Here is a 14078-nt window from a genome sequence, read left to right on the forward strand (position 1 = left end):
GCCGGGATCCGTGCGGTTCAGCCGGCCTCGGCGGCGGGCACGGCGAAGACGAACGAGAACGTGGCCGGCTCGGCCGGCAGGTGGTACTGGGGCAGCGGGCCCGGGCCGCAGGACTGGGAGCCGATGCCGTGCTGGCCGTGGTCGAGGTTCACCCAGACCGTCTCGCCGGGCACGAGGTCGCTGCGATGGGCCGCCGCGTCCAGCTGCTCGGTGGTCCAGCGGCGAGCGGTGAGGTGGAACGCGGGGTCGCCCTCGACGCGCAGGCCGCCCAGCTCCGCCCAGCGGACGTCGATACGGGCGCCGTTCTCCTGGGGACGAACGTACGGCGTCTGCATGTCGTCCACGGTCGACCGCCAACGGCCGATCGCGGACGCCGTTTTGGTGTCCGGATACGCCTCGCCCGGACCACCGCCGTACCACTCCACACGGTCGGCCGCCGACAGCCCGAAGCGGATGCCGAGCCGGGGGAGGGGCAGCGTCCAGTCGCCCTCCGGGACGGTACCGACGGTCAACCGCAGCCGGTCACCGTCCGACGTCCAGCGGTACACCACCGACAGCCCCAGGGCCCGGGCGGCCGGCGCCACCCTCGTGCGGACCGTCAGCGCGTCACCGGCCGTCTCCACCGCGTCCAGCCGGTGCCGCATCCGGTGCAGCCCCAGCTTGCGCCAGAGCGGGCCGTAGCGGAGGTCGCTCTGCCAGGCGGCGCCGTCGTCGTTGTCGGTGGTGGCCCGCCACACGTCCAGACGCAGACCGCGGACGGTGACGTCCCCGATGGCCCGCAGGGCACCGGTGCGGGCGTCGAAGACGCCGGGGCCGAGCGTGATCAGCCCGTCGCCCGGCACCGGCCGGGCGGTCGCCGCGACGGACGGCGCCCGACGCTCCGCCGCCGGGAGCTGGCCCCAGGCGACCACGTGCTCCTTCGCCGCCCACGGGGTGTCGGCCGCGAGCACCGCGCGGATCGTCCAGTGGGCCTCGCCCGCCGGCGCTCCGGCCGGCGGCTCGGGCAGTTCGACGTCGGCGGACGCGCCGGGTGCCAGCGCGGGCACCGGCAGCGTGCCGCGGCCCACCGCTTCGCCCTCGACCTCGTAGGACCAGGAGAAGACCAGTGCCGACAGGTCGGCGAAGTCGTGCTTGTTGGTGACGCGGACCGTGCCGGCCGTAGGGCCGCCCGTGATGCCGACCGGTTCGATCACCTTCTTGTACTCGGTCAGGCCGGGGGAGGGCCGGCGGTCCGGGAAGAGCAGGCCGTCGCAGACGAAGTTGCCGTCGTGCAACTCCTCGCCGAAGTCGCCGCCGTAGGCGTAGCCCAGCCGGGGATGGGCGATGCCGTGGTCGATCCACTCCCAGACGAAGCCGCCCTGGAGCCGGTCGTGGGCGTCGAAGAGCCTTTGGTAGTCGGCGAGTCCTCCGGGACCGTTGCCCATGGCGTGCCCGTACTCGCAGAGGACGAGCGGGAGTCCGCGACGCCCGCGGGGTCCGCCGTCCAGACCGCGGCCGATCCGCTCGACCTCGGCGTGGCCTGCGTACATGCGCGAGTACATGTCCGTGTCACGGCAGTTCGGGTCACCTTCGTAGTGCACCAGCCGCGAGGGGTCCCGGCCGTGGATCCACTCGGCCATCGCGGTCAGGCCCCGGCCGGTGCCGGCCTCGTTGCCGAGGGACCAGATCACGACCGACGGGTGGTTCTTGTCCCGTTCGACCATGCGGGCCGCGCGGTCGAGCAGGGCCGGGGTCCAGCGGTCGTCGTCCACGGGGTTGTCCCGCCAGCCCTGCTCGGTGAAGCCGTGCGTCTCCAGGTCACACTCGTCGATCACCCACAGGCCCAGCTCGTCGCACAGACCGAGGAAGGCCGGGTGCGGCGGATAGTGGGAGGTGCGGACGGCGTTGACGTTGTGCCGCTTCATCAGCAGCACGTCCTCGCGCATGGTCGTGAGGTCCAGCGCCCTTCCCCGCTCGGGATGCCACTCATGCCTGTTGACGCCCTTGAAGAGCACCGGACGGCCGTTCACCTTGATCAGGCCGTCCGACAGGGCCACCGTGCGGAAGCCGATGCGCAGCGGCACCCGTTCGCCCTCGGTGGCCAGCACGCCGTCGTACAGCCTCGGCGTCTCCGCCGACCACGGCTCGGCCGGCACCGTCACCGGCTCGCCCGTCGCGATGTCGATGCCGAGGGCCGGGACGCTCACCCGGCCGTCCACGTCGGAGTCGACACACAGCGTGCCCTCCCCGGTGGTGTGGTCGTACGAGGCGTGCACGAAGAAGTCCAGGACACTGCCCGCCGGCCGGTGCAGCAGGGTGACGTCCCGGAAGACGCCGGGCAGCCACCACTGGTCCTGGTCCTCCAGGTACGAGCCCGCCGACCACTGGTGGACCCGGACGGCCAGGACGTTGTCGGCCGGCCTCAGCAGCTGTCCGACCGCGAACTCGTGCGGCAGCCGGGACCCCTTGAAATCGCCGAGGTCGGTGCCGTTCAGCCAGACCCGGGCGCAGGACTCCACACCGTCGAAACGGAGCACCGCGTCACCGTCCGCGGGCCAGTCCCCGGGCAGGTCGAAGACGCGCAGATGGTCGCCGGTCGGGTTCTCGGTCGGCACCCGGGGCGGGTCCACCGGGAACGGATAGAGGTGGTTGGTGTAGATGGGGGAGCCATGGCCCTGGAGCACCCAGTGGCCGGGGACCGACACCTCCGCCCAATCGCCGGCGTCGTACCCCGGCGCCGCGAAGGAGTCGTCCTCGGCGTCGGCCGTGTCGGACAGCCGGAAGCGCCAGTTGCCGTTGAGGCAGAGGGACTTGGCGTCGGAGGACGGGTACCAGGCGCGGGGTGGCAGCGCCCCGGAGCCCGGGGAGACGTCCTCGACGTACTCGGTGGTTGTGTGCAACGACATGGGTCTCCTAGCTCGGCCTTCGGTACCGGTCTGCGTGCTCCCCGGCACCGGCCGCGCCGGCGACGGGGAACACGAAGGGAGAGGGGTCGGTCTACCGCCCGGTCCAGGACTCGTCGGCGCCGCCGGTGCCGCCATGGCCCGTCCGGGCGAGGACGTACGTCGTGATCGAGCGGGCGGCGAGCGTCGCGGACATCGTGCCGCCGGAGACGGACGGCTTGGCGGCCCTCGCCCAGTTCTCGTCGGCGGACGTCCGCACCGCCTGCGTGGCCCGCACCGGCGTGCCGCCGCCGAAGCGCAGCTTGAGCGCGGTGTCGGTCGTGTGGTGGTTGTTCACCACGACGACCCACTCGCCGCCGCGGTCGTACGCGGAGACCTCCACGCCGTCCGGGACGCCGGTCACGTCGTGGAGGACCGCGCCCGGACGCACGAACTTGCTGTACTGGCCGAGCGCGTAGTAGCGCTTGGTGAAGTACAGGGTCTGGTTGCCGGTGGCCGCGTAGTCGGGGTCGTAGTAGATCAGACCGTCGTTCCAGCCGTCGTCGTTGCGGGCCTCGGGGTCGCTGCCGAACATCTCCGACAGCGCCACCCACCACTGGAACGCGGAGTCGTGGGCGGTCGCGAAGTCCTTGTAGATGATCCGGGACAGGTTCAGCCCGCCGTCGATCGTCGGGTCGTACTCCTGCGCCCAGCCGGTGCCGCCCTTGCCGAAGCAGCAGATCTCCGTCGACCAGGAGTGCTTGCCGGCCGCCCGGGAGGTCGCGTACACCTGCGCCCGGTCCGCGTCGCTCGGGTTGTCGTAGGTGTGATGGGCCAGCTTGGCGACGTACCGGGCCGTGCCGGGCTGGGAGATCCACTGCGGGACCTCGGAGTTGAACTTCGCCGTGCTGGTCGACTCGTCGGCGATGATCGTCGTCCGCTGGTGCCGGGCCCGCTGCTCGGCGCCGAGCGCGCGCACGATGTCGTCGCGCTGGGAGACGTCGACGAGCATGCCCTCCTGACCGCACGAGTCGAAGCTGTTCGTCGGCTCGTTGAACGGGCTGATGTAGTCCAGCCGCACGCCCTGCCGTGCGAAGTGGCCGGTGACATCGGCCAGGTACCTCGCGAAGTCCCCTTCGTGCTCGGCCAACAGATGCCCGCCGCAGCTCTTGCCGTTCGTCTTCCACCCGGCGGGCGCGCTGTTGACGAAGCCGATCAGGTCCTTCACGCCGTACTCGGCGGCGGCGTGGAGGTAGTACCGGCCGGCCTTGTCCTTGCTCCAGTCGTAGCCACCGTCCGGATCCAGGAAGTCCTCCGGGGCGCGCGGCGCGTACGTCACGCCGGTGCCGCCTCCGCCGATGTTGTAGCGGTACGAGCTGAGGTTCAGGCCCTGGCGGGAGAACAGCAGCCGGGCGACCCGGGCCCGGACCCCGGGATCGAAGTGCTGGAGGTCGTTGACCCACCAGGCGCCGGAGGCACCGATGTTGTCGATGGTCTGGGCGGCGTGCGGGGAGACCTCGGCGGTGACCGGAGAGCCGGCCGGGGAGGTGGCGCTCGCGGGCGGGGGGCCGAGCAGGGCCCCGGTGACGGCCAGTGCGGCCGAGGCGGTCAGCAGAAGCGGTTTTCTGATGCGGGTACCGGGCACGTGCATCCCTTCCGTCGTCATGAAGGCGGTGCGGTACGACTCCTTGCGGTGGTGCCGCCTCTGCCTGTCCGCTGCCCGACGGACCGCAGCGCCCCTTCCAGCGCGAACGTGGCCGCGCCCAGGGACACCGGGTCGCCGGGGACCGGGGAGAGGACGATCTCGGTGGCGGCCAGCGGCCGGCGCAGCGCGTGGCCGGCGACCGCCCGGCGGACCTCCCCGAGCAACGGCTCGCCCAGCCGTGCGGCCACCCAGCTGCTGAGGACGACCACTTCGGGGTTGAGGAGATTGATCAGGTCGGAGATGCCGGCGCCCAGGTAACGGGCCGTTTCGTGGACGACCTTGAGGGCGACCGGGTCGTCCTCGGCGACCGCGCGGGCCAGCGCGTCGATGGTGGCGGTCTGGTCCTCGGAGTGCAGCAGGGCGGACCGCGGGCTCAGTTCGCGCAGGTTCTGCATGATGCCGGGTGCCCCGACGTACGTCTCCACGCAGCCGTGGTTGCCGCAGTGGCACAGCCGGCCGTCCAGCACGAGCGTGGTGTGCCCCCACTCACCGGCGCTGTTGCTCACGCCCCGGTGCAGCCCGCCGCCGAGCGCGAGACCGGCGCCGACCCCGGTGCCGAGGTTGACGACCACGGCGTCCCCGCGCCCCCGCGCCGCCCCGAACCACAGCTCCGCGACCGTGCAGGCGCGCAGCGGGTTGTCCAAGTACAGGGGATGGGGGATGTGTCCGGCGAGCAGATCGAGCAGCGGTACGTCGCGCCAGTCCCAGTTGGGCGCGTACTCGGCGACACCGGTGTCGCGGTCCACCTGGCCGGGCACGCTCACCCCGACGCCGAGCACCCGGGCCGCTTCGACTCCGGCCCGGGCGACCACCGAGCCGACCCCGGCGGCGACATGCGCCACCACCTGCTCGGGCCGGCTCTCCCCGGGCCGCATGTCCTCGTCGGCCCGGGCCAGCACGTTCAGCGCCAGGTCGAACAGCTCGACATGGATGTACGTCTCCGCGACGTCCACGCCGATCAGCGCGCCTCCCGACGCGTCGACGGCGACCAGCCCCCGGGGGCGGCCTCCGGCCGAGTCCTCGAACCCGACCTCGGTGATCAGGCCCAGGTCCAGCAGCTCGCCGACGAGGGTGGCCACCGTGGCCAGGCTCAGCCCGGTGGCCGCCGCCAGATCCTGACGGGACGTGGGGGACTCGGCGATGATCTGGCGCAGCACCTCGTAGCGGTTCGCGGTGCGGATGTCACGTGACGTGCGTTTCACGCGGCAGCTCCTCCTCGCCCGTGCGGACCGGACCGGGCCGGAACGGCATCGGCACCGGCGCGGGCGTCAGGCTATGGGCTGGGAGGGACTTTCGACAAGGGGTTAGGAAAGGGGCTGTAGAAAGTCCGCCACCCGGACCCGCCGGCCGGTTCGTCGTGCCGTCGGGCCGGACGAGCGCTTCGGCGGCCCCCTCACCGTCGGTCACCTCCCGCTCCCGTCAGGAGCCCCCGGGCCCCCCGCGTCCTCGAGGAGGTCCCGCACGAAGGCGTTGGTGAACGTGCCCCCGGGATCCAGGGAGCGCACCAGGGCCCGGAAGTCGGCGAGCCGCGCATACCGCCCACGCAGTACCGCCGAGGGGATGCCGTACACCTTCCCCCAGTGCGGGCGCGGGTCGAACGGTGTGAGCACCTCCTCAAGCCGCCGCACCACCGGCAGCACCGCCGCCTCGTCCCGCACCCACGTGAAGTGCAGTGCGACCGAATCCCGCCCGTGGGCCGGGCTGAGCCACTGCTCGTCGGCGGCGACCGTCCGCACCTCGCAGATCTGCAGCACACCGGCGACCGCCTCCCGGACGCCGTCGATCGCGGCCAGCGCGTCGACCGCCGCCGCCCGCGGCAGCAGATACTCCGACTGGATCTCCTCGCCGCTGCTCGGCGTGAACTGCGCCCGGAAGTGCGGCAGCCGCTCGTGCCACGGCCCCGGCACGCCCAGCTGCTCGGTGCAGTTCTCCGTGGGCATGCCCGGTACCGGGTGCACCGGCCGTGCCGCGGGCGCCGCCCACCGGAAGTCCTCCGCCGGCCGGTCCGTGCGCCGCTTGACCCACACCTGCCCGAAGCCCGGCTCCCGCCAGTCCGTGAACAGGCTCACGCTGTACCCGGCGGCCGCGACGGCCCCGAAGTCCAGCCCGCGCAACGGCAGCCCGGTGTACACCCGCTGCTCCACCTCGTACGCCGGCTCCAGGTCGAGCGTGAGCGCGGTGACGACACCCAGCGCGCCGAGCGAGGTCACGGCACCGGCGAACCGCGCGTCGTCCCGGCCGATCCTCACCGCCGTACCGTCCGCGGTGATCAGCTCCACCTCCCGGACCGCCGACGCCAGCGGACCGTTGCCGACCCCCGAGCCGTGCGTGCCGGTCGCCACCGAACCGGCCACCGAGATGTGCGGCAGGGACGCCAGGTTGGGCAGGGCGAGGCCGTGCGCGTGCACGGTGCCGGCCAGTTCGGCGTACCGGACACCGCCCGCCACCCGGACCGTGCGCGCCGCCGTGTCGACCTCGATCAGCCGCGGCAGACCGGCGGTGGACAGCAGGACGCCGTCCGGCCCCGGGTCGGCGATCCGGTTGAAGGAGTGCCCGCTGCCCAGCACCCGCACCCGCGCGTTGGCCGCCACCAGCGCCGCCAGCTCCTCCGGCGTACGCGGACGGCGGAACTCCCGCGCCGCGTACGTGACGGTCCGCGCCCAGTTGGTGAACGTGCCGGCGCGGGTGAACGTGCCCGCGCTGTCCCTGGACTCCTCGCCCGCGGCCTCGGTCATCGGTGCGTCCTCCCGGAGAGTTGCGTGTTCGTTGACCCTCTCATTCGGCGCGATCTACGGTAGAGAACGGTTGCTGCAGGCGCGTCACCGAGCCGGAAGGTCACTTCCTTGACCGAGCGTCCCCGGGCGTTGTTCGCCATGACACCGCAGAACGTGCCGCTCGTCTTCCCGCCGGAGCTGCTGGCCCGGCTGCGCGCGTGTGTGGAAATCGATTCCACCGTGGTGGCGCACGACTTCACCGAGCCCCGTGCCCGGGAGGCCCTCGCCCGGACCGAGATCCTCATCACCGGCTGGGGCTGTCCCCGCCTGGACCCGGCCGCCCTGGACGCGGCCCCGAGGCTGCGCGCCGTGCTGCACGCGGCCGGCTCCGTCAAGGGGTTCACCACTCCCGAGGTGTGGCACCGGGGCATCGCCGTCTCCTCGGCCGCCGCCGCGAACGCCCTGCCCGTCGCCGAGTACACGCTGGCCATGATCCTGCTCGCCGGGAAGGACGTCTTCGCCCTGCGCGACCGGCTGCGCGACCGGCGCGCCTTTCCCTACGACGGCATCCTTCCCGGTATCGGCAACTACGGCCGCCGTGTCGGCATCGTCGGCGCCTCTCGCATCGGCCGCCGGCTGATCGAACTGCTCCGCCCGCACGACCTCGAGGTCACGCTCGCCGACCCCTACGTGGACGCGCCGGAGGCCGCCCGGCTCGGCGTACCGCTGCTGCCGCTGGACGAACTGCTGCGCACCTGCGGCATCGTCAGCCTGCACGCCCCGCAGACGGCCGAGACCCGCCGTCTCATCGGCGCCCGCGAACTCGCCCTGATGCCCGCGGGATCGGTACTGATCAACACCGCACGTGGCGCCCTGGTCGACCACGAGGCGCTGGTCGCGGAACTGCGCGCCGGGCGCCTGAGCGCCGTGCTGGACGTGACCGATCCCGAGCCGCTGGCCGCCGACTCCCCGCTGTACGACCTCCCGAACGCCTTCGTCACCCCGCATCTGGCCGGCTCACAGGGCAACGAGGTGGCCCGTCTCGGCCGCGTGGTGGTGGAGGAGGCCGAACGGCTGTCGTCCGGCGGCGCCCTGCTGCACGCCGTCGACCACGAGACGTTGGAGCGGGCGGCCTGAGCGCGCTCCCCGCGGGCCACCGTCCGCCAGGCCGGCGCATCGGTTCCCGGCGATGGATGTTCACGAGTCCGGCGAAGGTCTCCCGCGCCCTCTCCCCTTCGGACGGTACGGGGGGAGCCCGTGCCCGGTGCGGCGCTGTCGTGCCGGGGGTCTCGCGTGGCGTGTGGGGACCCGGCACGGTTCGGCCGGGGAAGGGGGCATACGGTGTATGACGTACGCCTGAGCCGGGAGGAGACAGACGGATGGGCAGTCGTACCGCGCTGGTCGAGGATCTGATGGAGCGGTTTCCGCAGGTGCCGCGAGAGGCCGTCTTCAAAGAGGACCTCCTTCGCGGCGGCGTCGCCTTCGACCCCTCCGCCCTCAGCGACAACGAGAGCGGCGAGGTCAAGCCGAAGTCGTACTTCATCTTCTCCTTCGACCACGGCACCCTGCCCGAGCTGGGCGAGGCCGCGCTGCGCCGCCCCCCGGAGGAGATCATCCTGACGGGTGGACCCTACGGACTGAGGCGTACGGTCGTCTCCGTACGGGTGAACCCCGCCTCGCCCTACCGCGTCGCCGCCGACGAGGAGGGGCTGCTCGGGCTGTACCTCGACGGCAAGCGCATCGCCGACGTCGGGGTGCCCCCGATGCCCGAGTACTACCGGCACACCCTCTCCAACGGGAAGTCCGTGATGGAGGTCGCGCCGACCATCCAGTGGGGCTACCTGATCTACCTGACCGTCTTCCGGGTCTGCCAGTACTTCGGCGCCAAGGAGGAGTGCCAGTACTGCGACATCAACCACAACTGGCGCCAGCACAAGGCGGCCGGCCGGCCCTACACCGGCGTCAAGGACGTGGAGGAGGTCCTGGAGGCGCTGGAGATCATCGACCGGTACGACACCCAGAAGGCGTCCACCGCCTACACCCTCACCGGCGGCGCCATCACCAAGACGGTGGCGGGGCGGGACGAGGCCGACTTCTACGGGCACTACGCCAAGGCCATCGAGGAGCGCTTCCCGGGCCGCTGGATCGGCAAGGTCGTCGCCCAGGCGCTGCCCAAGCCGGACGTACAGCGGTTCAAGGACTACGGCGTGCAGATCTACCACCCCAACTTCGAGGTGTGGGACCGCCGGCTGTTCGAGCTGTACTGCCCCGGCAAGGAGAGGTACGTCGGCCGCGACGAGTGGCACAAGCGGATCCTGGACTCCGCCGAGGTGTTCGGCGCACGCAATGTGATCCCGAACTTCGTGGCGGGCGTGGAGATGGCCGAGCCGTTCGGCTTCACCACCGTCGACGAGGCCATCGCCTCCACCACCGAGGGCCTGCGCTTCTTCATGTCGCAGGGCATCACTCCCCGCTTCACCACCTGGTGCCCCGAGCCCACCACCCCGCTCGGCAAGGCCAACCCGCACGGCGCGCCGCTGGAGTACCACATCCGGCTGCTCCAGGCGTACCGGCAGACGATGGAGGACTTCGGCCTGTCCTCCCCGCCCGGCTACGGGCCGCCCGGACCCGGCCGCGCGGTGTTCTCCGTCAGCTCCTTCATGGACAGCCTCCCCGCGGACGCGTCGGCGGGGGAGACGGACGGTCCGGCGGAGGCGTCGGCGCGGGTGTGAACTCCCGGAGGCCGGCCGGGCCGTGAGCCGAACCGCGTCCGCGTCCGTACAAGAGGCCGCGGGCGCGGGTCCATGGCGACGCGCGTCCGGGCCACGACCGTCGGTAACCGGATGTGAACAGGCCGCTTGTCAGTTGTGTCAAGGACGTGAAAGGCTCTGTGCCCTGCCGCGAGGTTCCTCGTAACTCCCCTTCGCCTTTGGTGAGTTGCCCTCGCTCGTGGATGCAGGAGTGCCATGCCCGACCTGCCGACCCCCCAGGACGACACCGAGGCCGAGCTGTTCTCGGAGTGCTGGGACGCGGTGCTCTCCTACGCGGACCTGTGCACCTCCGGCTCCCTGACCGCCCAGCAACTGGCCACGGAGTCGTTCACGCTCGGCATGCGGGAGCTGCGCGCCGCCGCGAGCACCCATGTGCGTGGCGCCGGCCTCCCGCACGCTCGGCTCCGCTCGCACGGGTGGACCCCGCTCACCGCACGGCTGCCCACGATCCCGGCCCTGCTCACCGCCGTACGCACCACCGCCGCCGGCTGGGAGGCCGGCGGCCAGGGACACAGGCTCGACCCCGACCTGAGGCTGTGGCTCAACTCCGACAGCGCCGCCCGGTTCTCGGGACCGCCGCTGCGGCGCCCGCTCGCGCTGCGCGGCCTGCGCGACATGCGGGAGGGGGACGCGGCGCTGCTGTGGCTGGCCGAGGTGGAGGCGCTCCCGCTGCCCGCCGTCGCCCGCCGGCTCGGCCTCGACCCGGCCACCGCCGCCGACGAACTCGACCAGGTCCGCACCGTGTTCCGCAACCGCTGCCAACGCGCCCACCTGGACTCCCCGATGGACGCGCAGTGCCGCAGCTACGCCCGCCTGCTGGACGCGGTCACCCGCTCACCCGCCGCCGAGACCCCCGCCGACCTCTCCCGGCACCTGGCCACCTGTGTGCAGTGCGCCGAGGCCGCCGCCTGCCTGCGCCTGCACGGCGGCGGACTGCCGGCCGCGCTGGCCGGCGGCGTCATCGGCTGGGGCGGCCTCGCCTATCTGGAGCGGCGCCGTCGTGCCACCGAGGTCCGCCTCGGCGCGGGCCGCCCCGATCCCGGTACCGCCGATCCCGAGGAGGGCACCGGCCGCAGCGGGGCGCTGCGCGGCGGGCTGATCGGCGTCGCGGTCCTGCTGTCGGCGCTGGCACTCGGCATGTCGATGATGCCCTTCGGTGGCTCCGACGACGACATCGCCGCCACCCAGGCCGACCGGCGGCCGGTCGCCGACCCGGATTTCTCCCGCCCCGCGGACCGTCCCACGGCCCGTCCCACGGCCCGCCCCACCGCCGCCGGCTCGCTCTCCGGCCCGCCCGCCACCCCTCACCCCCGTCCAACGTCCCGCCGGAAGAAGCCCGGCCCCGAACCCCAGGGCACCTCCTCCGCCACCCGCCGCGCCACGCCCACCAGCGTCCCCGCCACCACCCGGCCGGCCGGCTGCCGGGTCGACTACGACCTGACCGACCAGTGGCCCGGCGGCTTCCAGGCCACCGTCACCGTCACCGCCGACCAGGCCCTCACCGGCTGGCAGGTGGCCTGGATCTTCCCCGACGGTCAGCGGGCCGGTCAGATGTGGGACGCCACGGTCCGGCAGAGCGGCTCCCGCGTCACCGCCACAGCCGCCGACTACAACAGGGTGGTCGCCGCGCACGGCACCCTCTCCTTCGGCTTCCTCGGCACCTGGCAGGACCGGAACCGCACGCCGTACGGCTTCACGCTCAACGGCGCGCCCTGCACCCTGGGCTGAAGGCCGGGGAAAGGCGGGCGGAGGGGCGGGCGGCATGCCGGCGGGAGCGCGCGGAAATCGCTGTGACGCACGCCCCCCGCGGGGGCGGTAGGGGCAGCGGCAGGCGTCGGTGTGGTGACAGCCGGCCCGGATCACCGAAAGCGGGGTGCCATGGCCCTCGGTGATCAGGTGATGCGTCGCTCCGGCCCGGCCACCCAGGGCCCGCGGCTCGTCAGAGCTTCCCGCCGATCTCGCAGGCCCGGCACGGCGGCCGTCCGCAGGTGCACTGCATGATGGCGTCGAGGACGTCGTGGTCGTGGTAGAGGCACTCGTCCTTGCAGGTGTGGCGCGGGATGAATCCTGCCGGGATCTCGCCGGGCCACGGCTCGTGGCCCTCCCGGCAGCGGGCGAACCGCTCGGGGTCGGTGGAGTGCAGTTCGTGCATGCTCGACCGTGCCTCGTCCTCCAGCTCACGCACTCGCTCCACCAGAGCCTTGAGCTCGGCGGCGATGCCGGAGTACCGGTCGGCGCCGGTCCTTACGTGCGCGGCCCGCAGTGCCATCGCTGCGTTGCCCAAAAACCTGCCGGCATCCTGAAGGTCGGTCACGTGGTGCATCTGGATGCCGGTCACGCCCCGGACCCACACTGCGTCCATGCTCACTGATCCACCTTCCCGGAGTTCGCCCGGTGTCCTTACGAGAGATTACGCGGCACCGGTATCTCCGCATAATGCAAAGCAATCTGTTCATGGACGCTAAAGCCCTGGCCTGGGCCCGTCCAGTGAATAGTTCGTGAATCGGCTCACAGTCGGGGTGGTGGATCTTCTGGTGAATCTCCGGTCGAATTGTTGATCAGGTGCGCCGGGCGGATGGGGATGCCCGTCGAGCCGCCACGACGGGATCTTCCGCGTACCGGCCGCGTAAGCGCGTCCGCGCCGAGAGGGGCGACCCGGACGCGTAAGGGGGTTGTTCCGGTGGTGAGCCTGAAGCTGGCGTTCCGTACGCCGGAGGTGACCGTGGACGACGCTCTTCACCTTCGGTCGCGAGGTGCTCGACCCGCGTGAGAAGGGGCTGGTCGGCAGAGCCCTGCTGTACGCCGTTTCGTCTCTCACGGTGGATCTTGCGGCAGCAGCGGCGGCGCTCGCCATCGATTGGTTCGCAGAAGGCCCAGGGCCGGCCGTCCCACTTGACACGTGGATCTACGAGACGTCTCCTTGAAGGTAGGAAATGCGGTGTCGCGTGCGCCATTTGGGGCGCACCGCTCGCACTCGGGTTGGCCAGCGTCCACCGGCATACGGAGGCTGCTGATGGCGACCTATGAATACCTATGCAGCAGCTGCGGGTCGTTCGATGTGAAATTGGCGATCGGAACAGCGCCCACGGTGTTCGGCTGCCCTGTCTGTGCAGGCGCAGCGAAACGCGTCTACTCCTCGCCGGGGTTCTCGCGGACCTCGCGTGCGGTCGCCGCCCTCCATGCTCGGGAGGACCGGTCCCGTGAGGTCCCGGAAGTCGTCTCCGAGGTGCCGCCGCGCAGGAGAGCACAACAGCAGGCGCCCCCTCCGCTCTCGCGGTTGCCGCGTCCCTGAGGACGGTGGTCGACACCGGTCGAGCCGTGGTCGGCGGCCCGGGTGCGACGCGATACCGCTCCCTGCGTGGACTTAGGAGGTGCGTCCCGTGGGAAACGTGGGGCTGCTCTTCGTCGGTGCGGTGCTCTTCATGAACGGGCTGTTGCTGCTGGGGAAGGCCGATGCCAGGTCCGCAGCGGTGTTCAACCTCTTCGTGGGTGGACTGCAGGTGCTGACGCCGACCTACCTCATCTTCACGGCCGGCAACGATCCCATGAAGATTCTGGCGGCGTCCGGAATTTACCTGTTCGGATTCACCTACCTGTATGTGGGAATTGTGCTGCTCGCCGAAATAGACGGGGTCGGCGTCGGTTACTACTCCCTTTTCGTGGCGATCGTGGCCCTAGGGTATTCGTTCGCCAACTTCCACCTCTTCAAGGACTACCCGTTCGGAGTCATCTGGCTCTACTGGTCCTTCCTGTGGTTCCTGTTCTTCCTGGTCCTCGGTCTCCGGAAGACGGAGTTGTCCCACTATGTGGGCTGGGTGACGGCGATCGAGGGCTGGGTCACGGGTGTCATTCCCGCGGCCCTGCTGCTTTCCGGTTACTGGAAGCACACCACGGAGATCGCCATCGCCCTCGGTGCCTTCGGTGTCGTCGTGTTCGCGGCACTGTGGCCGCTCACCAGGAGATCGCGGCAACCGGCCCCGGCCGGACCGGCCGGAGGCACGGGCACAACGTCCTGACCGGATCAGAA

Annotated in this window: 10 protein-coding genes; 5 read left to right on the forward strand and 5 right to left on the reverse strand. The window is 71.7% G+C overall.

Translation table 11 applies throughout. The annotated features are described in order from the left end of the window. Nucleotides 1–17 precede the first annotated feature (17 nt). From ACIGYR_RS00695 to ACIGYR_RS00710, 4 genes are all read right to left on the reverse strand, one after another. Entirely contained in the window at nucleotides 18–2885 is a 2868-nt protein-coding gene (locus ACIGYR_RS00695) for a glycoside hydrolase family 2 TIM barrel-domain containing protein (RefSeq protein WP_399605468.1), read from the reverse strand. Nucleotides 2886–2976: 91 nt separating this feature from the next. Next, nucleotides 2977–4527, reverse strand: coding sequence for a glycoside hydrolase (locus tag ACIGYR_RS00700; RefSeq protein WP_399605467.1), 1551 nt, complete (start codon nucleotides 4525–4527; stop codon nucleotides 2977–2979). Beyond that, nucleotides 4524–5768, reverse strand: a complete 1245-nt coding sequence (locus ACIGYR_RS00705; protein ID WP_399605465.1) for an ROK family transcriptional regulator — start codon at nucleotides 5766–5768, stop codon at nucleotides 4524–4526. The genes ACIGYR_RS00700 and ACIGYR_RS00705 overlap by 4 nt, the downstream gene beginning before the upstream one ends. A 201-nt stretch (nucleotides 5769–5969) precedes the next feature. Then, nucleotides 5970–7301: an FAD-binding protein gene (locus tag ACIGYR_RS00710; protein ID WP_399605463.1), complete on the reverse strand. Its 1332-nt coding sequence runs from the start codon at nucleotides 7299–7301 to the stop codon at nucleotides 5970–5972. Nucleotides 7302–7409: 108 nt separating this feature from the next. Between ACIGYR_RS00710 and ACIGYR_RS00715 the strand changes: the two genes are divergently transcribed. The 3 genes from ACIGYR_RS00715 to ACIGYR_RS00725 all read left to right on the forward strand — a co-directional run bounded on the left by ACIGYR_RS00715 (nucleotide 7410) and on the right by ACIGYR_RS00725 (nucleotide 11779). Next, nucleotides 7410–8417: a hydroxyacid dehydrogenase gene (locus tag ACIGYR_RS00715; protein WP_399605461.1), complete on the forward strand. Its 1008-nt coding sequence runs from the start codon at nucleotides 7410–7412 to the stop codon at nucleotides 8415–8417. Nucleotides 8418–8659: 242 nt separating this feature from the next. Continuing rightward, complete coding sequence (locus ACIGYR_RS00720) at nucleotides 8660–10012, forward strand: radical SAM protein (RefSeq protein WP_391841320.1); 1353 nt, start codon at nucleotides 8660–8662, stop codon at nucleotides 10010–10012. A gap of 234 nt (nucleotides 10013–10246) precedes the next feature. Continuing rightward, nucleotides 10247–11779: a cellulose binding domain-containing protein gene (locus tag ACIGYR_RS00725; protein ID WP_399605459.1), complete on the forward strand. Its 1533-nt coding sequence runs from the start codon at nucleotides 10247–10249 to the stop codon at nucleotides 11777–11779. 211 nt (nucleotides 11780–11990) lie between these two features. On the opposite strand, the gene ACIGYR_RS00730 is transcribed toward ACIGYR_RS00725, so the two are convergent. Then, nucleotides 11991–12413: a hypothetical protein gene (locus ACIGYR_RS00730; protein ID WP_391841324.1), complete on the reverse strand. Its 423-nt coding sequence runs from the start codon at nucleotides 12411–12413 to the stop codon at nucleotides 11991–11993. 651 nt (nucleotides 12414–13064) lie between these two features. Here ACIGYR_RS00730 and ACIGYR_RS00735 point away from each other — a divergent pair. Further along, the gene (locus ACIGYR_RS00735; RefSeq protein WP_391841325.1) at nucleotides 13065–13343 is read left to right on the forward strand and encodes an FmdB family zinc ribbon protein; all 279 of its coding nucleotides are present in this window, start codon (nucleotides 13065–13067) and stop codon (nucleotides 13341–13343) included. 88 nt (nucleotides 13344–13431) lie between these two features. Next, nucleotides 13432–14067 (forward strand): AmiS/UreI family transporter, encoded by a 636-nt coding sequence (locus tag ACIGYR_RS00740; protein ID WP_399605457.1) that lies wholly within the window; start codon nucleotides 13432–13434, stop codon nucleotides 14065–14067. Nucleotides 14068–14078: the final 11 nt, after the last annotated feature.

It is taken from the genome of Streptomyces sp. NPDC053076 (assembly GCF_044546845.1).
Taxonomy (GTDB): Bacteria; Actinomycetota; Actinomycetes; order Streptomycetales; family Streptomycetaceae; genus Streptomyces.